This is a genomic window from Flagellimonas sp. S3867, from assembly GCF_014698935.1.
Classification (GTDB): domain Bacteria; phylum Bacteroidota; class Bacteroidia; order Flavobacteriales; family Flavobacteriaceae; genus Flagellimonas.
On the sequence record NZ_JACVMN010000002.1, the window covers coordinates 1,212,008 to 1,235,995 of the forward strand.

The window sequence follows — 23,988 nt, forward strand, 5'->3', positions numbered from 1 at the left end:
AAAAAACAACAGAACATGAAAAAGATTGATAAAAACAACCCCTTGGAGTCTTTGGAACATTGGGAAGATGATGTTTTACAACGCTACCCAGATCCAGAAACTCCCAAAAAACAAGAGGAAGAATTCAGGGATTATCAAAATTCGGAGAGGGTCGACACTGTTCGTGAATTTTACAAACTTAACCATCAACATCAGACATACGATTTTGTAAACAAGAAAGAAGAAGAGTTTTTAAAGTTTGACAAAAAAGAAATGTCCCTATGGGAAGCAGTGGATTTCCTAAACACTTTAGTGGATGATAGCGATCCGGACATTGACTTAGATCAATTGCAACACCTTTTACAAACCAGTGAGGCCATTCGAGCCGATGGTCATCCAGATTGGTTTGTGTTGACTGGTTTCCTACATGATGTGGGCAAGGTTTTATGTTTGTTCGGAGAACCGCAATGGGCGGTAGTTGGGGATACCTTCCCCGTTGGATGTAAGTTCTCCGATAAAATTGTGTATCCAGAATTTTTCGAGACCAACACAGATTCAAATAATGAACGATACAATAATAAATATGGGGTTTATAAAGAAAATTGTGGTTTGGACAATGTAAAAATGAGTTGGGGTCACGATGAGTACCTCTACCAAATCATGAAGGATTACTTGCCAGAACCAGCCCTGTACATGATTCGATACCATTCCTTTTATGCACAGCATCGTGAAAATGCATACGACCATTTGATGAGCGACCATGACCATAAGATGTTCGAATGGGTCAAAAAATTCAATCCATACGATTTATATTCCAAGGCACCTGTGCCACCAGATGCTAAAGCTCTCAAGCCTTATTACGAAGATTTAGTAGCAAAATTTTTACCAGAAAAATTAAAATTTTAATCCTTTTAACCTAACCATCCAACCAAATGCTGGCCACCTATATAGGCTTTTTTGGATTTACCCTTTTTGTGATTCTATACACCGCATATAGGTTACGCAAAGACAACTTTAAATCTGCCAAAGGATACTTTTTGGCCGGTAAAAGTCTTACAGGTCCCATAATAGCAGGATCTATGATTCTGACTAATATCTCCACAGAGCATTTGATTGGGATGAATGGCAGTTCATACAAGAATGGAATAATTGTAATTGCTTGGGAGGTAACATCCGCTATTGCCTTAGTGATTGCGGCCATATTTTTTATTCCCAAATTCATCAAAATGGGATTGGCCACTATTCCCCAATTTTTGGAGGAAAGGTACGATGGGCTTACACGGTCAATAGTTGCATTCTTGTTGATGCTATCCTTTGTCATAACCCTTTTGCCCATTGTATTGTATTCTGGGGCCATCAATATTGAAAGTGTTTTTGATTTCTCAACAATGTTCGGAATTGGCAAGGAAAGAGCTATGCTCTTTACCGTATTTGTGATTGGCCTTATTGGATCTATGTATGCCATTTTTGGCGGATTGAAAGCAGTAGCCTATTCTGACAGTTTAAATGGTATTGGACTTTTGCTTGGAGGATTGTTGATTCCTGCGATTGCGTTGTATCAAATAGGAGATGGAAATATCCTCAGTGGATTGGGAACGGTATATGACTTTGCACCAGATAAATTTGATATTGTTGGAAGCGAGGATTCGGTGATGCCCTTTTCCGTGCTTTTTACGGGTTTAATGATTAACCAATTATACTTCTGGGGAATGAATCAAGCCATCATACAAAGAGCTTTCGGTGCCAAGAATTTAGTGGAGGCCCAAAAAGGATTGATTTACACAGGGATACTCAAACTATTTGTCCCCTTGATCATAGTATTGCCAGGCCTCATCGCGTATTATTATTTTCAAGACCAATATATTGACACACCAGACTTAATATATCCCCTGTTGGTTAAAAAAGTGTTGCCAACTTACCTTTTTGGGTTTTTTGCTGCCGTGGTATTGGGAGCGGTGTTGAGCACCTTTAATAGTGTGCTAAATTCAGCGAGCACTATTTTTTGCTACGATATTTATAAAAAACTGATCAATAAAGAAGTTTCCGATGCAAGATTGGTTCATTACGGAAAAATCACTTCGGTTATCCTTGCTGTTTTGGCTATTGGTATAGCCCCTTTGGTTGCATATGCCCCGGATGGATTGTACTTTTTGCTACAAGAGCTTAACGGTATCTTTTTCATTCCAATTTCATCGGTGATCATCGCTGGAATATTCTTTAAGAATATAAACAAAACAGGAGCGAAAGCGGGACTGTTCTTTGGCTTTGCTTTTTACATTTTGACAACCTTCATTTTAGATGTCGACATTCATTTTGTTCACCTCTGGGGAATAGAATTTGTGTTGAATTTTATCATCATGTTTTTGGTATCACAAATGTATCCTGAAGCTGCATATGTTGAAACAAAAGGAAGAGAAGAGAAGCCTTGGCGTTTTGTAAATGCCTTCGGGATTGCACTAACTGTAGCTACCATTTTGATTTATGTGTTATTGGCATGATGGAAAGAAGAGTTGGAAAAATAAGAATCGAGAAAAGATAGATGGGAAAATCATTTATACATAAGGATTTTTTATTGCAAAATAACTTTGCGGAAGAACTCTATCATAACTATGCCAAAGAACTACCTATAATAGATTATCACTGCCATCTTTCACCAAAAGACATTGCAACCGATCGTGTTTTCAGCAATATTACTGAAGCATGGATTGAAGGAGATCATTATAAATGGAGAGCGATGCGAACCGTTGGTGTCCAAGAGAAATTTATTACTGGAACCGCTTCGGACGAAGAGAAATTCCAAGCTTGGGCCAGAACGGTTCCACAAACAATCAGAAATCCATTGTACCACTGGACCCACTTAGAACTGGCCCGATATTTTGATGTATTCGACCTATTGAATGAAAATAACGCGCAAGAGGTATATGATTTGACCAGCAAACAATTAAGATCAAGAAGTTTTTCATGCAGGTCATTGCTTTCCAAAATGAAAGTGGAAGTGGTTTGCACCACAGAAGACCCCACAGATACATTGGAGCACCATCAAAAAATGGCATCCGAAGGAACTGATTTACTAATGGGGACATCTTTTAGACCTGATAAAGCCATACTGATAGGCTCCGAGGATTACAATGCGTACATAGATTCGTTGGCCGAAGTGGCTGACGTGCAAATAAACTCATATGATGATTTGTGTGAGGCGTTGGCTAAACGAATTGCTTATTTTGATGCAAATGGCTGCGCTTTATCAGATCATGGTTTGGAAAACATTCCTTTCGAACCTACAACATCAACTCAGGTTTCGAACGTTTTTGCAAAAAAAAGAAGCGGAAAACAGCTTGATCAAAAAGAAGTCAAGCAATTTGAGACCTCACTGTTGTTGTTCCTTTGCGAAACCTATAACGAATATGGATGGGTGCAACAATTTCATTTAGGCCCTTTGCGAAACAACAATACGCGAATGTTGAAGACCTTGGGTCCCGACACGGGTTGGGATTCCATCGGTGATTTTTCACAAGCTAGAAACCTATCCCGTTTTTTGGATGCGTTGGATTCAAAAAACAAATTGACCAAGACTATTTTATACAATTCCAATCCAGCGGATAACGAGGTCTTTGCAGCCATGACAGGCAATTTTAATGATGGCTCCGTCAAAGGGAAGGTACAATACGGTTCTGGATGGTGGTTTTTGGATCAGAAAGATGGCATCACCCAACAGTTGAATGCCTTGTCCAATGCAGGACTGATTAGCTGTTTTGTTGGAATGCTGACTGACTCACGTAGCTTTTTGTCATTTCCACGGCATGAATATTTTAGGCGTGTACTGTGTAATCTATTCGGGGAAGAAATAAAAAATGGTGAATTGCCCAATGATATGGATCTGATCGGCAAGACCATTCGAGATATTTGTTACTTTAACGCAAAGGAATATTTCGACTTTAAAAACTGATAAAAAATGAAAAAAGTAGTCACCTTCGGTGAAATTATGTTGCGATTATCCCCTCCAGGATTCTTAAGATTCTCTCAGGCCAGCCAATTCGATGTTGTATATGGAGGAGGGGAATCCAATGTGGCCGTTTCTTTGGCCAATTATGGCATCCCTGTTGATTTTGTTACCCGATTACCCAAAAATGATTTGGGAGAATGCGCAAAAATGGAAATGCGCAAACGTGGGGTCAACACAGACAATATTATTTATGGTGGCGACAGGTTGGGAATCTATTTTCTGGAGACCGGAGCCGTTAGCCGAGGTAGCAAAGTAGTGTACGATAGGGCGCATTCTGCAATAGCAGAAATAGAACCCGGAATGATTGATTGGGAAAAGGTGTTCAGCGGAGCGCAGTGGTTTCATTGGACGGGAATTACCCCTGCAATTTCTCAAGGTGCTGCCGATGCCTGTCTCGAAGCTGTAAAAACGGCAAAAAAAATGGGAATTACTATTTCCACTGACCTGAATTACCGTAAAAAGCTTTGGAAATATGGTGGTGATCGAGAAAAGATAATGACCGAACTTACATCCTATTGCGATATCATTTTGGGCAATGAAGAAGATGCCGAGATGCACTTTGGCATAAAACCAAAAGGATTAGATATTACTACCCAGGGACATGAGGTAAAAGCTGAAGCCTTTTTGTCGGTATGCAAACAGATGATGGAAAAGTTCCCCAACGCAAAAAAAGTGATTACCACCTTAAGGGGTTCCATTTCTGCATCACACAACACATGGGCGGGAGTACTTTATGATGGCAAGAAAATGTACGACACTCGTCAATATCAGATTACGCACATTGTAGACCGCGTAGGTGGAGGGGATTCCTTTATGGGAGGATTGATCTATGGATTGTTGACTTATCCTGGTGATGATCAAAATGCATTGGATTTTGCAGTGGCTGCATCCTGTTTAAAACATACTATAAAAGGAGATGCAAACTTGGTTACTGTTGAAGAAGTTGAAAAATTAATGGGTGGAGATGCCTCGGGCAGAGTCTCCAGATAAATAAGATAAAAATGGCACAGTTTTCACGATTGGAAGTAGCAAGCGCAATGAAAGAAACAGGGATGGTACCACTATTTTATCATTCCGATGTCTCCGTTGCAAAAAAAGTGCTCAAAGCATGTTATGACGGAGGGGCAAGGTTGATGGAATTTACAGCGCGCGGGGATTTTGCCTTCGAGATTTTCGGAGAGTTGGTCAAGTATGCACATAGTGAGCTGCAGGGAATGATTTTGGGTGTGGGTTCCATCACCGATGCAGGCGCAGCCTCTTTATATATGCAATTGGGAGCCAATTTTGTGGTTACACCGGTATTCAGAGAAGATATTGCCAAGGTTTGTAACCGAAGAAAAGTATTGTGGTCGCCGGGTTGTGGTTCACTAACAGAGATTGCACAGGCTGAAGAGTTGGGATGTGAGATTGTCAAACTTTTTCCTGGTTCAATCTATGGACCTGGATTTGTAAAGGCTGTAAGAGCGCCACAACCTTGGACGAATATTATGCCAACGGGAGGAGTAAGTACCGATGAAGATAATCTAAAAGCTTGGTTTGATGCTGGGGTAACCTGCGTAGGAATGGGTTCAAAGTTGATTTCAAAAGAGATTATTGCCAATGAAGATTATAAAGGCCTTCAAAAAAAGGTTAAGGAAACACTTGACCTTATAAAGAAATTGAGGGAATAAGATGATTGAGAAGAAGACTAAATACCTATTTCTTATAACTTTTGCGTTCCTTCTATGGGGATGCAAAAACATTGGGACTTCAAAGACCATTAAATTGGCCCATGGTCTGGATGTAAACCATTCTGTGCATAAGGCTTTGGTAAAAATGGGAGAAGATTTGGTCCAACTTTCTAACGGAAAACTTTCTGTTGAGATATACCCCAACCAACAATTGGGTACCGAACGGCAAATTATGGAATTGTTGCAGATTGGTAGCTTGGACATGACCAAGGTTTCAGCAGCTACACTTGAAAATTTTGCGCCAAAGACGAAGGTTTTGGGACTTCCCTATCTCTTTAGAGATAGAGCGCATTCTTTCAAGGTATTTGATGGGCCTATCGGACAGGAACTATTGAATGATGGTAAAAAATATTGGTTAAAAGGCCTTGGATTTTACGACGCTGGCAGTCGAAGCTTCTACACCAAAGAAAAAATGGTGGAACATCCTGATGATCTAAAAGGACAAAAAATTAGGGTAATGCCCAGTGTTACCGCCATGGAAATGGTACGAGGTTTTGGCGGTTCGCCCACACCTATTTCATGGGGGGAATTATATACCTCACTACAACAAGGCGTGGTAGATGGAGCTGAGAACAATCCACCAAGTTTTTATCTATCCAAACACTACGAAATCTGCAAGTATTATTCACTCAATGAACATACTTTTTCTCCGGATGTGGTGATTGTTGGCACCCAATTTTGGGATAGGCTTACCAAAGAAGAGCAAAACTGGCTTCAACAAGCAGTGGATGCATCGGTTATCTACCAAAGAGAATTATGGGCAGAAGCCGAGACCGAAGCATTAGATGCCATTCAGAAATCGGGAGTACAAATTATACGACCAGATAAAATTCCTTTTTCTGAACGAACGGACAAATTGTATGCGAAATACCAAAGTGACGAAAAACTATATGCCATGATTCAACAAATAAGAGCTGTGAACTGAGAATGGAAATTAGAAAAACAATAGATAAAGTGTTGGGTATCGCATTGATCATCATTATGTCTGCAATGGTTTTGAATGTGTTATGGCAGGTATTCACACGATTCGTTATTGGCACACCAAGCTCGTTTACCGATGAGCTGGCTCGCTACCTGATGATTTGGGTGGGAATTCTTGGAGCTGCATATGCGGCTGGCAAGGACATGCATGTGGCCATTGATGTGCTGCCGCAGAAATTCAGTAAGGAAACTCAGAGAAAATTATCGATTACGGTTAAACTGGTTGTGATATTATTTGCTTTGACAGCAATGATCGTTGGTGGTAGTAGGTTGGTATATGTCACCTATGTTTTGGAACAACTATCGCCAGCCCTCCAAATACCATTAGCATACGTTTACTTTGTAATTCCGATAAGTGGGCTGTTGATAGTGTACTACAAGGTTTCAGATATTTTAAAACCTATGGCCTAATGGAATACATTCCGGTTTTAGTATTGATAATAAGTTTTCTGGGCTTGCTAGCAATTGGTACACCAGTCGCTTGGAGCATTGCTGTTTCGGCTTTGTTGACGATGTTGGTGAGCATTCCCTTTTTATCGGCAACAACAACAATCGCACAAAGAATGGGAGCCGGTTTGGACAGTTTTGCGCTCCTAGCGATTCCTTTTTTCATTCTAGCAGGAAACTTGATGAACAAGGGCGGAATGGCACATAGACTAATCGCTTTTGCCAAAACTTTGGTGGGTGCACTTCCGGGAGGTCTTGCACTGATCAATATTGTTGCCGCTATGTTGATGGGGGCCATTGCAGGATCAGCTATGGCATCGGCATCAGCTATGGGAAGTATCCTGGGACCGGAAATGGAAAAAGAAGGATATTCAAAAGAATTCGGTGCTGCGGTAAACATTACATCAGCAACTACCGGTTTGGTTATTCCGCCTAGCAATATCCTAATTGTCTATTCATTGGCAAGTGGAGGTGTTTCCATTGCAGCGCTGTTTCTGGCCGGATACATTCCAGGAATTCTTACCGGACTCTTTTTAATGATTGTGGCTTTGATATGGGCAAAAAGAAAAGGGTATGCCAGCAAAACCCAAAAAGGAAGTATTGGGATTTCTGAGATAATAAAGACTTTTATTAGTGCATTTCCTAGTTTGTTATTGCTATTTATTGTCATTGGTGGAATCGTCGCGGGCATATTTACAGCCACAGAAGCTTCAGCTATCGCGGTTCTCTATTCCTTGCTTTTAGGCTTTGTGTATAGAGAAATTTCATTTAAAAACTTACCCAACATCCTATTGGAGTCGTCACTTACCACAGCGATTGTAATGTTGTTGATTGCAGCATCTATCAGTATGTCATGGGCTATGTCCTATGAAAATATACCTCAAGCTACTAGTGATGTTTTGTTGGGAATTAGCGACAACAAATTTGTGGTCCTATTGATCATCAATGCCATACTGCTTTTTGTGGGAATCTTTATGGATATTACCCCTGCTGTCCTCATATTCACACCAATTTTTTTACCTGTGGTTGCCAAACTCGGAATAGACCCCGTTCATTTTGGAATCATAATGATTTTGAATCTCTGCATTGGACTATGTACCCCTCCGGTGGGATCTGTACTTTTTGTAGGGGTCGGAGTGGCAAAAACCTCAATTCAAAAAGTAATAAAACCGTTGTTGCCTTTATTTCTGGCCATGATTGTGGCCTTATTTTTAATAACCTATATCCCACAGCTGACAATGTGGTTACCCAATTTATTCGATTTATAACGAAAAGAACATGAATAATTTAAACTGTAGAAAAGTGAAGAATAAACAAAAAGCCCTTTGTAGGGGATCCATAATTTTGGTTTTGGCCATTACAGTCGGTTGCAACCAAAAACCAAAGGATAATACCCCATGGGTCTCCATTTTTGATGGAGAAACCCTTAATGGATGGACGATAAAAGGAGGTAATGCCGAATACGTAGTGGATGATGAAGCTATAGTGGGCAAAACAGTGCATAACACTCCGAACACGTTCCTGACTTCAGATAAAATGTATAGTGATTTTATTTTGGATTTGGAGTATTTGGTGGATTCCACGATGAACTCAGGCATACAAATTCGAAGCAATAGTATTCCTGGCTATCATAACGGGCGCGTACACGGTTATCAAGTGGAGATTGACCCATCTGACCGTGCTTGGAGTGCTGGCATCTATGATGAAGGGCGTAGAGGTTGGTTGAATCCACTGTCCAAGAATGAAGCTGGTCAAAAAGCATTCAAACAAAATGAATGGAATCACTACCGCATCGAAGCTATCGGCGACACCATTAAAACTTGGATAAATGGGATTCCGGCGGCCTATCTTATTGATGATGCCACGGTTTCAGGATTTATTGGATTACAGGTGCACAGCATAGGTGAAAAGCAAAAAGCGGGAACCGAGATACGCTGGAAGAACATCCGAATGCTTACTGAGGATTTGGAAAAGTACAGCATTAAATCACCATTGCAACCCGTAATCACTAAAAACAGACTTACCGAACATGAGGAAAAAGCTGGTTGGAAAATGCTTTGGGACGGAGAGACAACGCAAGGATGGCGAGGTGCAAAATTGGATCATTTTCCAGAAACAGGATGGAAGGTTGAAAACGGAGAATTGACCGTTCTCGCTTCTGGGGGTGGAGAATCAGAAGCTGGTGGCGATATCGTTACACAAGATCAATATGACAATTTTGAATTAAAATTGGAATTCAAGATTACCGAAGGTGCTAACAGTGGAATCAAATATTATGTGAATACCGACTTGAACAAAGGAGCAGGTTCATCCATCGGGCTCGAATTCCAAATTTTGGACGATGAGCGCCATCCCGATGCCAAACTGGGCAACCATGAGGGAAGTAGAACGCTTGCATCACTTTATGACCTCATTCAAGCTGACACTACCAAATATGTAAAACCGATTGGTGAATGGAATACGGCCCATATTATTTCGAACAATAATCATGTGGAACATTGGCTGAATGGAATCAAAGTATTGGAATATGAACGCAAAAGTGAAGCATATAGAAAATTGGTTTCTGAGAGTAAATATGTGACTTGGCCGAAGTTTGGTGAAGCGGATAAGGGAAACATTTTGTTACAAGATCACGGAGATAGAGTAGCGTTCAGAAATATTAAAATCAAACAACTTTAAACCTAAATATAATGGGTACAAGAAGAAATTTTATCAAAAAAACAACTGCTGGAGCAGCAGGTTTGACAGTGGGGGGCATACTGATGCCCAATACCGGATATTCCAGCCTTTTAGGAGCAAACGACCGTTTAGGGGTAGCTGTGATTGGAGTGCGAAGTCGTGCCAAGGCGCATTGTATTGCAATCCATCAAGACCTCAATGCCAAGATTTTATATAGCTGCGATGTAGATGATACCATTATTGAAGAGCACAACACATGGTGTCAAGAAAACATTGGATATGTACCTAAAGTTGAAAAAGATTTCCGAAAAATTTTGGAGGATAAAGATGTGGATGCGGTTTTTATAGCCACGCCAGAGCACTGGCATGCCCCTATGTCCATTATGGCCATGCAGGCGGGAAAACACGTGTATGTTGAAAAACCATGTAGCCACAACCCTCATGAAAACGAATTACTTGTTGCGGCCCAGAATAAGTATGGCAAAAAAGTGCAGATGGGTAATCAACAACGTTCGGCTAGAACCTCCGCTCAAGCGATTGAGGATATTCGAAATGGAGTTATAGGAGAAGTGTACAAAGGAGAGGCTTATTATTCCAATAATAGAGGTTCCATTGGAAAAGGAAATGAGATTAGTATACCCAAAACCTTGGATTGGGATCTTTGGCAGGGACCGGCACCACGGGAAAATTATCGTGATAATGTCCATCCCTATAATTGGCATTGGTTCCGCACTTGGGGAACAGGGGAGATTCATAACAATGGCACCCACGAAATTGACATTTGTCGTTGGGCACTAGGAGTGGATCTACCAGCAACTGTTACTTCTTTTGGAGGAAAATATACGTATAATGATGATTGGGAATTTGTAGACAATCAACAAGTTACCTATTTCTTTCCAGGAAATAAGTTCATCACTTGGTCCGGGCATAGTAGAGGCATCATGAAGCCAGAACGCCCAGGCAGGGGAGTGACCATTTACGGAAGCAAAGGGAGTATCGAACTCAGTAGAAATTTTTATAAATTATATGACCTTGCAGGTAATCCGATTAAATTGGAATTTGAAAAAACCCAAAGTGCCACAACCAACACTCAAGGAATTGGTGGATTGGACGTAGATCACGTGGGTAATTTTTTCAATGCCATTAGAAAAGATGAATCTTTAAAATCTGATATTAACGATGCCAGCATTTCTACCATGTTGTGCCATTTGGGTAATATGGCCCAAGATGCGGGACACTCTTTGGAAATTGATTCTAAAACAGGAAAAGTGCTCAATGACGATGCCGTTATGAAGAAGAATTGGAAAAGGGAATATGCAAAAGGTTGGGAGCCTAAACTATAAAAAATGAAACGAAGAGATTTTGTTGCTAGAACTGGGATGGCTGTTGCAGGAGTATCTGCAATGAATGCGGGAGTGTTATATCCTTCAAAGAGCAAAACGATTACCATTGGTGTTATCGGCACAGGTGACCGTGGTGGGGGACTTATTCCAATAATCAATAAAATAGAAGGATTAGAGGTGACGGCCTGTTGCGATGTGTTGCCCTTCAGATTGGAAAATGCAATGGAGAAGGTTGAGGGCAAAGCAAGGGAATATTCAGACTATAAAGCCCTTTTGGCTGATAAAAATGTAGATGCTGTTCTGATTGCCACGCCATTTAGCGAGCATTCGCACATCGCCCTTGACGCCCTTAATTCTGGGAAACATGTGTATTGCGAAAAGACTATGGTAAAGGGATATGCTGCCATTAAAAGTATGGTCGAAAAAGCTTCAAACTCAAAAAATATTTTCCAAACTGGACACCAATACCATAGTTCTAGGTTGTACACACATGTAGTTGATTTAATCCAAAATGGAAAAATAGGCAAGATAACCGCTATTGAATGCCAATGGAACCGAAATGGGAATTGGCGAAGACCAGTTCCAAGTCCAGAACTTGAGAGGGCTATCAATTGGCGTATGTACAAGGAATTCTCAGGAGGTTTGCTAGCCGAGCTTTGTTCCCATCAACTGGATTTTTGCAATTGGATGTTGGATGCAGTTCCAACCAAAGTGGTTGGAGATGGAGGTATTGATTACTGGAAAGATGGTCGTGAAACCTTCGACAACGTCCATATGATCTATACCTATCCCAATGGGGTTAGAGCAAAATTCACTTGTTTGACCAGTAACTCAAAAGACGATTACCAAATTAAGGTGCTAGGAGATAAGGGAACTATTACTGTTGACTATACAAAGGCCTGGTTCTATCCGGAAAAAAAGGAAAAATCAAAAGAGTTGGGCGAGGTTGATGGGGTTTCTGGCGCCACCATCAAATGGGATCAAGATAAGGGCGTTCCCATTGAAGTGGAACATTTGGATCCTAGTAAACAGGCACTGCTGGATTTCAGAGACAGTATTTTGAGCAGCACAATGCCAAAATCTAATGTTATTAGTGGGGCAAAAGCAGCTATTTGTGTGCAAATGGGTCTTGATGCAATTTATACCGGAAAAGTAATCGGTTGGACAGAAGGGTTGATATGAGGTCATTAATGGCAAAATGCGAGTGATTATAAAAACTTAACTATAAGTCGAGCTTTTTTGCATTAGAATAACAATTATTAGCTGAAGAAACAAGTTGAATATTTGACAGATAGTATTCTTCAAAATGAAACAAATTGAGAGTTCTTCCAATTGAAAAAAATACGATCATAAGAAATTTTTTATATATTGTGATTAACTAACTAAACTAATTTTTGCGATAATGTCATCATTTACTGAGCTTTTATCAGATATTAATAAGGATGACGAGAGGGGCGATTTAGGAAAAATCACGAAATCGTTTGAGTTCGACCCTGCCTCGGAATGGAAGTTGTTCTGCGATGGGAGCGAATCTGCATTTGTTAAAATCTACAATCACTATTTTCAGACCTTGTACAATCTTGGAAGACAATTTTCAGGTGATCAAGACTTATTGAAAGATACACTTCAAGAGACTTTTATAAACATTAGAAAGAAACGCAATAAGCTACATAAGGTAATTTCGGTTAAGGCTTTTCTTATTAAATGTTATCGAAATAAAATAATTACAGAACAAAAGAAACAGAAGAAAAATATGAGGTTGAACTACTCTTCAAACTCACATGGATTTCTTTTGACCCCTTCTCATGAGAGTGTTTTAATTAGCCGGCAATTTCGTCAAGATCAGATTAAGTTGATGCAGGAAGCTTTAAATAAATTAACGAGAAGACAGCGAGAGGCCATTTACTACTTCTACTACAACGGACTTTCGTATGCACAAATTAAGGATGTAATGGGATTTTCGAGTGTGCGAGCCGCAAGAAATCTTATTTATAGATCACTTTCCGAGTTAAAAAAGAAAGCACAGATATCGTAACATAGACGATACGAATGTCCCCAACACTTTTTAGGCGTATTGTTTTAATCTGTATACCACACCACCATTTTTTCTCAAGACAACCATATTAGAAAAAAAGGAATAGAATTCATATTCATGAATTGCCAATTATTCCGATTTTTGCAGCTATCATAACGGATACATCAATGTAGATTTTACTTTTTTAGAAGAAAAGCAATTTTTTTTGATGTCATTTATCAATTTTTAATGTCTTATGTATAACAGAGGCCGACGTATGGATTACCACGAATATGAATTGGAAGATTTTCTAACAGACCCAGAGTTTAGAAACTGGGTGTTGAAACCAAACCCGGCTTCCCACTTTTTTTGGAAAAAATGGCTTGCCGCGAATCCTACGAAAAGAAATACTGTATTGGCAGCTAAGGAGATCATACTCTCCCTTAAATTTCATTCTAACAATGAGGTCGATGATAAAGACCAAGGAGAACTATTAAAATCCATTCTTGGAAAAAGAAAGCCTGTTTCTGGGATTAAAAAGATGGGATTGCATACCATCGCATTTCAAGCAGCGGCCTGTGCATTATTGATGATAGCCTTATCTTTTGGACACCGCGCTTCAACTTCCACTGAGCTGGAACCCGTTTTTAGTTCCATCAGATATATTGTAAAAGAAAACTTCAAAGGACAAAAATCCAGAATTACATTACCAGATGGGTCAACCGTATTTTTAAATAACAACAGTAGCGTATCCTACGCATCACAATTTACCGGAGTACGAGAAATCTTTTTGAATGGGGAAGCTTTTTTTGAAGTGAAGAAAGATTCCACAAAACCCTTCCTAGTAAACTCGAATGGATTGGTGACCAAAGCTCTGGGAACCTCATTTAATATCAAAGCCCACAAAGGAAAGAAGGTTGAGGTTGGACTGGTGACTGGTAAAATCTCTGTGACAGCGGTTTCTAAGAACGAAGACGTTGAAATCATAAATGATACAGGGGGTAGGGCAGTATATGATGCTGCGGATGGGCAGTTGGACATATCAGCGTATGATGATATGGATTTTTATAAGTGGACCAAAAGGATTCTGGTATTCAAAGCTGCCGGCTTTGATGAGATAGAGGAAGCTTTGGAGAACTGGTATGATGTGGACATTACCGTCAAAAATTTGAACAGACCAATAACATATACTGGAGAATTTCCTAGTGAAAGTTTGGAAAGCGTCTTGGAAAGAATAGCATTCGTTGAAAAGTTCTCGTTTGAAATTGATGAGGAAAACGAAAGAGCAGTAAAAATAATTTTTAAATAAAAACTACTAACACTTAAACATATGAAAATGAAGAATTACCCGTAAAAAACAAGTTTGCTCCAAAGAAAATGGCACTTTCGATGGAGACAAACTTATCATCAAAAGTTCAATTAAAGAATATCAACTAAACCGATGTAAAAGTATGAAATTTAAACTATCTAAAACAATCGCTATGCTCTCTAGGATATTTATTTTGCAAGTAATATTCTGCTACTTTGCCATGGCAAACGAAGGGTATACGCAAAGTATGAAAGACATCTACCTCGAGTGGGAATCCGTTCGGCAAGTAAAGGTCTTGGATGTCTTTGAAGAAATCGAGAACCAGTCAGCTTTCAAATTCAATTATGATGAGAAAGACGTGAACAGAAAAACAAAATTTCTTATTGCCCAAGGGTCACACTCTGTGTATGACTTGTTGGAGCAAATAAGTAAAGAAACTTCTTTAAACTTTAGGAGAATAAACAGTACAATTGCTGTTACTCCAAGACCGGAAAAAGAAATTCCGGCAATCGTGGAAAAAGAAGTAGTACAAAAAACAGTTACGGGAACAGTGACCGCTGCCTCAGATGGCGGACCATTACCAGGAGTAAGTATTTTAGAACAAGGAACTAGTAATGGTACACAAACAGATTTTGATGGAAATTATACTATTGAAGTATCCGAAGGCTCCGTTTTAGTATTCTCTTATTTAGGAATGTTATCACAAAGCATTACTGTTGGAGCTTCTAGCACTATTGATGTTGTATTGCAAGAAGATGCAAGTCAATTGGACGAAGTTGTGGTTACAGCGTTAGGTATTAAGCGAGAAAAAAAGTCACTTACCTATGCCACCCAAACTGTTGAAACCGATGGTATTGATGAAGCAAGACCACAGCAAAACTTGGTAAATAGCCTTTCAGGTAGAGTTGCAGGACTTTCCATTCAAAGGTCAGGTAATGGTGTAAGTGGTGCTTCAAAAGTAGTGTTAAGAGGTAACCGTTCCATTGCAGGAAGTAGCCAGGCCTTGTATGTTGTAGATGGTGTGCCATTAGGTGGAGATATCGCAGATATCAGCCCAGATGATGTAGCCTCTATAAACGTTCTTAAAGGTGCAAATGCTGCAGCACTTTACGGAGCTCGTGCAAACAACGGTGTTATTATCATTACTACAAAATCAGGAACTGCAGGTGGTTTTTCAATAGACTTTAGTGCAACAACTACAGCCGAGACTGCAAACGTTATGTTTGATTACCAAAACCAATTTGGTCAAGGTAGCAGTGGCACATATAATCCTGCTTCACTGTTATCATTCGGTCCAGCCCTTGGTGGTGGCTCAGTAGCAAACTGGTCTCCAAGTCCAGATATCACAGGTCAATTGCCATTTAATGCACAGCCAGATAATGTAGAAGATTTCTTTGAAACAGGATTTAACCAAGCTTATAATGTTTCCGTACGTTCAGGTAATGAAAGGGTGCGGACATTCTTTGGATATACCTACGATGACAGAAAAGGTATAGTTAAAGGAAATGAATTGAATAGGCATAATGCCAACTTCAAAATTGACAATGAGATTATTGAAGGTAAATTGGATTTAAGTGCTAGAATCAATTACATAAGGACCAATGTTGACAATCAATTGGACACTGGTGAATCCTTCGCCAATCCATTAAGACATGCGTATAGAATACCTCGTAATGTTAGAACACAGGATCTTCAGGTTTTTGAATATGTGGATGCTAATGGCAATGCAAGACAGAACTATTGGGATCCGGGGAATAATGGAGGAGCGAATCCGTATTGGACAATCAATAGAAACTTAAACGAGATTATTACCAACAGAGTCTTGGGATACTTAAACTTGACCTATCACTTGACAGATGATTTGGATCTGTTGGTAAGAACTGCTGTTGATCAAACTTCCGCCTCTAGAGAAGATAGGGATTTTAATGATTCCTATATCATAGCAGATAATGGTCAATATCAGACAAATAATTCTAATTCGTTAGAATGGAATACTGATTTTCTTTTAAGTTATAATAAACAAATCAATGATGACTTTGCCTTTAACGTAAACCTTGGAGGAAACCATAGGCAGGCCAATAGTAAGTCCGTTGCGACTAGCAATGGAGGGTTAAATGCACCCAATATTTTTGCCATCAGCAATGCTCAAAATTTAACAGCAAGTCAACTTTTACAGCAGTTAGAGGTCAACTCATTATATGCTAATGGTCAGGGTTCTTATAAGGACGCATTGTTTTTGGACTTGACATATAGAAGTGATTGGAGCTCTACGCTTCCTGTAGATGAAAATAGGTTTGATTATTATTCTGTTGGAGTAAGTGCCGTACTTTCTGATTTGATGGACTTGCCAGAAGCTATTTCCTTCTTAAAGTTGAAGGCAAACTATGCGGAGGTTGGTAATGACACAAATCCATTTCAGTTGGTAAGAGGAGCTTTGCTTCAACCTGGAGGGTTCATACAGCTTTCTCCTCAACTTCCTAATGCAGACTTGCGCCCAGAAAGAACAGAATCAATTGAACTTGGGTTTGATGCACGATTCTTGGATAGCCGATTAGGTATTGACTTCAACTATTATAAGTCGAATAGTATTGATCAGTTGTTCGGACAGCAGGTTCCTCAGGCCTCAGGTTCTGTGACTAGATTTGTCAATGGTGCTGATATTCAAAACAAAGGTGTTGAGATTATTATTACCGCAAATCCAATACGTACCGCAGATTTCAATTGGAACATTACTGCTAACTTCACCAAAAATGACAGTGAGGTACTTGAGTTAGCCGAAGGATTGGAAACCTTAAGTTTTGGAGGTGATTTCTTTAGAAGGTTTGAACTGAATGTGGGAGATCCTTGGGGAAATGTTTATTCCAGAGGTTTTGAGCGTGATGCCCAGGGCCGAGTATTGGTTACCGCTGATGGTTTACCTCAAGTTACTACGGGACAAAGCGTTTTGATTGGTAACTTTAACCCAGATTGGCTCGGAGGGATTTTTAATAGTTTTGACTACAAAAACTTTAGCTTTAGTTTCTTGGTTGATATTCGTCAGGGGGGGTCTGTAGGTACATTTACCAATGCCATTTTGGCTTCCGATGGAGCCTTGGCTAGAACCTTACCGGGCAGAGATGGTTCCCTGGTATTTGGCCAAAACGTATTCCCGAATTTTGAAGTGGTGAATGCCGATGGCACGCCGAATACCACTCAGGTTACTGCAGAAGCATTTTGGGGGCAAATTGGCGGAAGAAATTCCCCAGCAGGTGAGGCCTTTGTTGAGGACGCATCCAATATTAGAATGCGAGAGATGACCTTTGGATATAAACTTCCACAAACTTTCTTGGATAAAACTCCAATTAAATCTGCAAAAATATCCTTAGTGGGAAGAAACTTGTTTTTCTTTTCAAATAATGCAACTGTCGATCCGGAAATAACAACTGGGACGGGTGTTAATGTTGATGGATTCAGTTCATTTGCCCCTCCGGCTACAAGAAGTTTAGGTCTTAACCTAAAAGTAGGATTCTAAATTAAAAAAGTTGTAAATTTAAAAGAAAAAGACATGAAAAAATTAATTAGAAAAATTTGTTATTTAAGTTCATTGAGTATACTGCTTGCGGGCTGTACCAGTGATTTTGCGGACACCAATACTAACCCTCTCGATTTAACTCAAGATGCGCTCCCAGGAAATAATCTTTTACAGGGACAGGTTTTTGCGCAAGCACAGTATGTATCGGTTAATGGTTTGCATTGGCGTTTCCAGATCTCACAGAATTTGTTTTCTGATATCTGGTGCCAGTATTTTGCTACAACTGCCTCTGGATTCGATTCTGATCGTTACGTACAAGTAGGTAGATGGGCAGATTTGGCCTGGGGTTCTTTTTACGGCCAAGCAGCACCTCAAATTAAACTAGTGGAAGATTTATCTGAAGCGGATGGTAATGATGTTGGCAATGCCTTGGCAAAGATATGGAGGGTTCATGCCTATCATAGGATAACCGATTATTGGGGCCCTGTTCCTTACTCCGCTTTTGGTAATGGAGAACTTTCGGTTCCTTATGACTCTCAAGAATCTATGTACAATGACTTTTTTGTGACTTTGGATGACGCGGTCGCTAAGCTGCAAGCAAATGCAGGCGGATCATCATACACATCAGGAGATAGGATATATGGAGGTAGTGCTGCTCAATGGTTGAAATTTGCCAATAGTCTTCGTTTACGATTGGCTATGCGAATCAGGTTTGCTGATCCTGGAAGAGCGCAGGCTGAAGCTGAAAAAGCTATAAATGCGGGAGTAATTACTGACAATGCGGATAATGCTTTCGTATCTGTTGATGATACCAATAGAAATCCATTGGAAACCATTACAGATTGGGGTGAATTCCGTATGAGTGCTACCATGGAAAGTATCCTTAAAGGATATGATGATCCACGTATGCCTGAGTACTTTGCACCTGCCGTTGATGGAGATTCTGATGGAGATGGTATTCCTTATGAAGGCCTTTTAAATGGCCAGACCAGAGTTTCTTTGGAAACTAGTAAGAATGCAGGACATTCCGATTTGGCTACCAAGTTTATCGATGTGGCTAAAGGAGGTGAAAATCCACCGTATGAAATCATGAATGCCGCCGAAATGTTCTTTTTAAGAGCTGAAGGTGCTCTTGCAGGATGGTCAATGGGTGGAACAGCTCAAAGTCTTTATGAAGATGGTATCAGAGCTTCCATGACCCAGAAAACTGGGGCCGATGGCGCAGCTATTGATGCATACATCACCAGTGCAAATGTTCCAGTACTTTATGATGCAGGTACTACACCTGTTACTGATATTCCTATTGCATTTGACGCAGGTGGTGGAGCAGAAAGACAACTGGAGCAAATTATTACCCAGAAATGGATTGCTATATATCCTAACGGATGGGAAGCTTGGGCTGAACTTAGAAGAACAGGTTATCCAAAACAATACGCTAGAGTTGAATCACAAAACCCCGATGTTGGGGTAGATGAGATCATGAGAAGAATGGTCTATGTTCAAAGTGAGTTCGATACCAATGGCGATGCTGTTAGTGCTGCTATTGCTCTTCCTGAAATGTCAGGAGGCGATAAAAACAACACCAAAGTATGGTGGGATAAAAAATAAATAGTTTGAGTTAGGTTTAAGTAGTGAAAATACCAATGTGATTTTTAGCATTGGTATTTTTTTTCTCTTGTATTGTTCTTGCCCAACAAAGATTCAACTGCTGGGATAACATAGTATTACCCTATTTATAGATATGAAAAATACCCTTGTTAAAGCGTTTGTATTGCTATTGCTGGTGGTTATCCAGCTGTCCTGTGAAAATAGTCAACCCGATACTATGTTCACACAACTAGATTCTAATGCCACTGGTATTAATTTCATGAATAGGCTTCAAGAAACGGAGCAGTTCAATGTGTTGGAGTACGGTTATCTCTACAATGGAGGAGGCGTTGCCATTGGCGATATCAATAACGATGGGTTGTTGGATATTTATTTTACCGGCAATATGGTGGGGAGTCACCTTTATCTCAATCAAGGTAATTTTAAATTTAAGGAAATTGCAAAAAAGGCGGGAGTATTTGCTGAAGGATTATGGAATACCGGTACGGCCATGGCCGATGTAAATGCCGATGGACTATTGGACATTTATGTATGCCGGTCTGCTGCCAAGGATCCAAACAAGAGAAAGAACCTACTATTTATCAACAACGGCGATTTAACTTTTACCGAGAAGTCCAGGGAGTTTGGTGTAGACGATTCAGGATATACCACACAAGCTTCATTTTTTGACTATGATAACGATGGTGACCTGGATCTTTATGTATTGAACCATTCTACCCAAGAATATGCCGGATTTGATCGTATCACATACAAATTGAAAAATCGCAAGAACAGCGCATATTCCGATAAACTCTATAAAAACGAGAACGGATACTTTGAAGATGTGAGCGAAGAAGTTGGACTTATCTCTAATGTGCTAGGATTTGGATTGGGTATCTCCGTTTCCGACCTGAACAATGATGGATGGTTGGACATGTATGTGTCCAATGACTACAACGAACAAGATTATCTCTATCTAAACAATCAAGATGGAACGTTTACCGAAAGTTTGGAAAACTATTTGGGTCACACATCACTTTTTTCCATGGGAAGTGATATCGCTGACGTCAATAATGATGGCTATACCGATATCATCACTTTGGATATGTTGCCCGAAGATAACTACAGGCAAAAAATGGTTTCCGGACCGGACAATTACGAGAAACATAGTCTTTTGGAGAAATCGGGTTTCCACAATCAAACCATGCGGAACATGATGCAACTGAACAATCAGGGTAATTCATTCTCTGAGATAGGGCAGCTTTCAGGTATTTCAAATACCGATTGGAGCTGGGCCTCGTTGATTGCCGATTTTGACAATGATGGATATAAAGACGTCTACATTACCAATGGGTATAAACGTGACTATACCAATATGGACTTCATCAACTACGCGGTCCAAGAAAAATTGAATGAAAACAAGACCGGTCAGCGCACGGCTATTTCCGAACTATTGGAAAATATACCATCCGCAGTTGTGGAAAACTATATGTACCACAACAATGGCGATTTGACCTTTGACAAAATGAACACTGAATGGGGATTGGACCAAAAATCACTTTCAAATGGTGCGGCATATGGCGATTTAGATAATGATGGTGACCTTGACCTTATCGTGAACAATATTGATGAAAAAGCATTTGTATATAGAAATAACAGTGAACTGATCAAGAATAACAACTACCTGAAAATAAAACTTAAGGGTAGTGAGCGAAACAAATTTGGAATTGGTGCCAAAATAAAATTAGAACATAATGGGAATACCATGGTCCAAGAAATGATGCCTAGCAGAGGATACCAATCCTCAATGCCCTATAATCTCATTTTTGGACTTGGAAAAGACACGGTGATACAAAAATTGAAAATCAATTGGCCCGATGGTAAGGTTCAGGTGTTGCAAAACATTAAAGCAAATACTATACAAGAGCTTTCAAACAGTGACGCTGTTACAATTCTGCAAAGTAAAATAAGTGAAGAATCAGGTTCTTTCTTTGCTTCCGTAACAGATAGTCTTATACCCTATCAACATGTTGAAAATGAGTATAATGATTTTAAAAGAGAACGTTTGTTGCCTCATCAATTGTCAACGCAGGGACCAAAAATCACCCAAGGAGATATCAATGGCGATGGACTTGATGATATTTTTATTGGAGGGGCAAAAGGAAGTCTGGGACAAATATTCCTGCAAAACAAGAGTGGTGATTTTGTAGCTCAGAACAACAATTTCCTATCAGAAGATATCAATTCAGAGGACATTGGAGCAGAATTTTTTGATGCAGATAAAGACGGAGACCTTGATCTTTATGTTGTAAGTGGAGGTAATGCCTTTGACAAAAACGACACTGAACTACAAGACAGGATTTATATTAATAACGGGAAAGGTAATTTTAGAAAAAAGGCTGATGCACTGCCACAAATGTTGACCAGTGGTTCATGCGTACTTTCTGGCGATTTTGATAATGATGGAAATTTAGACTTGTTTGTTGGAGGAAGGCTGGTTCCGGGAGAATACCCGACATCACCAAGAAGTTACATTTTGATTAATGATGGCCATGGCAATTTTGAAGATAAAACCAGTGAGATAAATCCAGATTTGGAGAACCCTGGACTGGTTACAGATGCTGTTTGGACAGATTTTAATTCAGATGATCAGCTAGATCTTATAGTAGTGGGTGAATGGATGCCTATCAGAATATTCATCAATTCTGAAAACAAACTGAACGAAATAAGTGAAGCAAGTGGCACCAAAAATTCAGAAGGACTTTGGAATAGTATCATAGCCGACGATTTTGATGCCGATGGCGACATGGATTTTGTTCTCGGAAATTTTGGTTTGAACTCACAGCTAAAAGCTTCAATTTCAGAACCCGTTTCATTGTACGTAAAAGATTTTGACAATAATGGGTCATTGGACCCTATACTCTGTGCCTATACTATGGGAGAAGAATTTCCAGTTTTCTCTAAAGATGATTTGGTCGACCAATTGAATGGACTAAAAAATAAATATGTGAGCTACGAAGATTATGCAAACGAAAAGATCACAGATATTTTTTCGGCCCAAGAATTGGAAAATAGCATAATGTTACAGGCAAAGAATTTCAAAAGCGGGTACTTGGAAAATTTAGGTAATAATCAATTTCAGTTAACCGAATTGCCTAAGGAAGCACAATTATCCCCAGTTTATGGAATTCTTTCCGAAGATTTCAATGGAGATGGTCACAAAGATGTTCTTTTAGGAGGAAACTTTTTTGGTACAAGGGTAAAATATGGAAGGTATGATGCCAGTAAGGGAACTTTACTTTTGGGTGATGGAAAAGGAAGTTTCACGGGTACGGATGCAGCAGGGAGCGGGTTAAATGTTGACGGTGAAGTCCGTGATTTGGCTCTTTTGAGTTTGGAGGGCGATAACAAAATTGTGGTTTTCGTCAAAAATAATGCCCCAGTTGAAGTCTATACTTTGCATAAATAACCCACTGCTCAGCAGTATAATAACAACCAGAAAGTTCGTTCAGAACTGAAAACCAATACGAAATGAATTTTGTTTTGATGGAAAATCAAAAACGCAGAAAGCTGATGCTAATGCTGGTTTTGATGAGTGTATTTATGTTCTCCTGTGGCCAATCCGGAAAAGGAGAAAAAACAATCATCAAAGTGCTCAGCTACAACATTCATTATGGTGTGGGAATGGATTCGGCCAAAGACATTCAGCGTATAGCCAGTGTAATTAATAAACTTCAACCTGATATTGTTGGACTGCAAGAAGTGAGTGATTCAACCATGGTGGCCGAACTTGCAGCCTTGACGGGTATGGAAGGTGTCTTTGGCGCTTCCACCGAAATAGAACCACCAAACCTCTATCGGTTGTTGGGAATTCCCGTTCCAGAATCCCAGTTGTTTTATGGCGATGCCATTCTATCCAAACATCCTATGAAATATATGGGAAATATCTCCATTCCAAGTGCGAGTAGCAGTAGATACGAGGCCATGTGTGTCGATATAGATATATCACAACAATCCGGAAAAGAAGAAAAAATAAGGTTTGTAAACACACACTTTGACTATTTGGAGACCATTGGTTCCAAAGTAGCGAGAAAGGCAAGTGTTGAAGTTATAGAACAGGCTTTTTTCACTGAGCAGGTACCCCTGGCTATTTTAACAGGTGACTTAAATGTAACCCCAAAGTCCGAACCTATCCAGCTTCTTGAAGAAAAAGGTTGGAGCTATGAAAGTTTGGGCAAGGATCTATTTACAGTTCCAGTAACAGAACCCAGAATACAAATTGATTACATACTTCCAAGACCAAAAAATAGATGGAAGGTTGTCGATGTCCGTGCCGTACAAGAATCCGTGGCTTCGGACCATCTGCCTCTACTGATGAGTTTGGAATTGATTTCAACAAAATGAC

17 protein-coding genes are annotated in these 23,988 nt (G+C 39.8%); all 17 read left to right on the top strand.

Going from position 1 to position 23,988, the window contains the following annotated elements:
- Positions 1-15 precede the first annotated feature (15 nt).
- On the top strand, positions 16-885 hold the full coding sequence (locus IAG46_RS13130) for an inositol oxygenase family protein (protein ID WP_190810801.1): 870 nt from the start codon (positions 16-18) through the stop codon (positions 883-885).
- A 26-nt stretch (positions 886-911) separates the two neighbouring features.
- The gene (locus tag IAG46_RS13135; protein WP_190810802.1) at positions 912-2,477 is read left to right on the top strand and encodes a solute:sodium symporter family transporter; all 1,566 of its coding nucleotides are present in this window, start codon (positions 912-914) and stop codon (positions 2,475-2,477) included.
- A gap of 41 nt (positions 2,478-2,518) precedes the next feature.
- The gene (gene uxaC / locus IAG46_RS13140) at positions 2,519-3,925 is read left to right on the top strand and encodes a glucuronate isomerase (protein WP_190810803.1); all 1,407 of its coding nucleotides are present in this window, start codon (positions 2,519-2,521) and stop codon (positions 3,923-3,925) included.
- Between the two features lie 6 nt (positions 3,926-3,931).
- Complete coding sequence (locus IAG46_RS13145; protein ID WP_190810804.1) at positions 3,932-4,972, top strand: sugar kinase; 1,041 nt, start codon at positions 3,932-3,934, stop codon at positions 4,970-4,972.
- Positions 4,973-4,983: 11 nt separating this feature from the next.
- The gene (locus IAG46_RS13150; RefSeq protein ID WP_190810805.1) at positions 4,984-5,652 is read left to right on the top strand and encodes a bifunctional 4-hydroxy-2-oxoglutarate aldolase/2-dehydro-3-deoxy-phosphogluconate aldolase; all 669 of its coding nucleotides are present in this window, start codon (positions 4,984-4,986) and stop codon (positions 5,650-5,652) included.
- Position 5,653: 1 nt separating this feature from the next.
- A complete protein-coding gene (locus IAG46_RS13155) occupies positions 5,654-6,637 on the top strand; it encodes a TRAP transporter substrate-binding protein (protein ID WP_190810806.1) in 984 nt (327 codons plus the stop codon).
- Positions 6,638-6,639: 2 nt separating this feature from the next.
- A complete protein-coding gene (locus tag IAG46_RS13160) occupies positions 6,640-7,104 on the top strand; it encodes a TRAP transporter small permease (RefSeq protein ID WP_190810807.1) in 465 nt (154 codons plus the stop codon).
- Positions 7,104-8,408, top strand: coding sequence for a TRAP transporter large permease (locus IAG46_RS13165; RefSeq protein ID WP_190810808.1), 1,305 nt, complete (start codon positions 7,104-7,106; stop codon positions 8,406-8,408). Before IAG46_RS13160 ends, IAG46_RS13165 begins: the two co-directional genes overlap by 1 nt.
- A 76-nt stretch (positions 8,409-8,484) precedes the next feature.
- Positions 8,485-9,819: a DUF1080 domain-containing protein gene (locus IAG46_RS13170; protein WP_223826707.1), complete on the top strand. Its 1,335-nt coding sequence runs from the start codon at positions 8,485-8,487 to the stop codon at positions 9,817-9,819.
- Between the two features lie 11 nt (positions 9,820-9,830).
- Complete coding sequence (locus IAG46_RS13175) at positions 9,831-11,162, top strand: Gfo/Idh/MocA family protein (RefSeq protein WP_190810810.1); 1,332 nt, start codon at positions 9,831-9,833, stop codon at positions 11,160-11,162.
- 3 nt (positions 11,163-11,165) lie between these two features.
- Positions 11,166-12,344 carry a Gfo/Idh/MocA family protein gene (locus tag IAG46_RS13180; protein WP_190810811.1) on the top strand — a complete coding sequence of 393 codons (1,179 nt, stop codon included), beginning with the start codon at positions 11,166-11,168 and terminating at the stop codon, positions 12,342-12,344.
- 220 nt (positions 12,345-12,564) lie between these two features.
- Positions 12,565-13,197, top strand: a complete 633-nt coding sequence (locus IAG46_RS13185) for an RNA polymerase sigma factor (RefSeq protein ID WP_190810812.1) — start codon at positions 12,565-12,567, stop codon at positions 13,195-13,197.
- 256 nt (positions 13,198-13,453) lie between these two features.
- The gene (locus IAG46_RS13190; RefSeq protein ID WP_190810813.1) at positions 13,454-14,485 is read left to right on the top strand and encodes a FecR family protein; all 1,032 of its coding nucleotides are present in this window, start codon (positions 13,454-13,456) and stop codon (positions 14,483-14,485) included.
- Positions 14,486-14,627: 142 nt separating this feature from the next.
- Positions 14,628-17,996, top strand: a complete 3,369-nt coding sequence (locus IAG46_RS13195) for a SusC/RagA family TonB-linked outer membrane protein (protein WP_223826681.1) — start codon at positions 14,628-14,630, stop codon at positions 17,994-17,996.
- Positions 17,997-18,029: 33 nt separating this feature from the next.
- On the top strand, positions 18,030-19,604 hold the full coding sequence (locus tag IAG46_RS13200) for a SusD/RagB family nutrient-binding outer membrane lipoprotein (protein WP_190810814.1): 1,575 nt from the start codon (positions 18,030-18,032) through the stop codon (positions 19,602-19,604).
- A gap of 133 nt (positions 19,605-19,737) precedes the next feature.
- Positions 19,738-23,052, top strand: coding sequence for a VCBS repeat-containing protein (locus IAG46_RS13205; RefSeq protein ID WP_223826682.1), 3,315 nt, complete (start codon positions 19,738-19,740; stop codon positions 23,050-23,052).
- Between the two features lie 62 nt (positions 23,053-23,114).
- Positions 23,115-23,987 (top strand): endonuclease/exonuclease/phosphatase family protein, encoded by an 873-nt coding sequence (locus IAG46_RS13210; RefSeq protein WP_190810815.1) that lies wholly within the window; start codon positions 23,115-23,117, stop codon positions 23,985-23,987.
- Position 23,988: the final 1 nt, after the last annotated feature.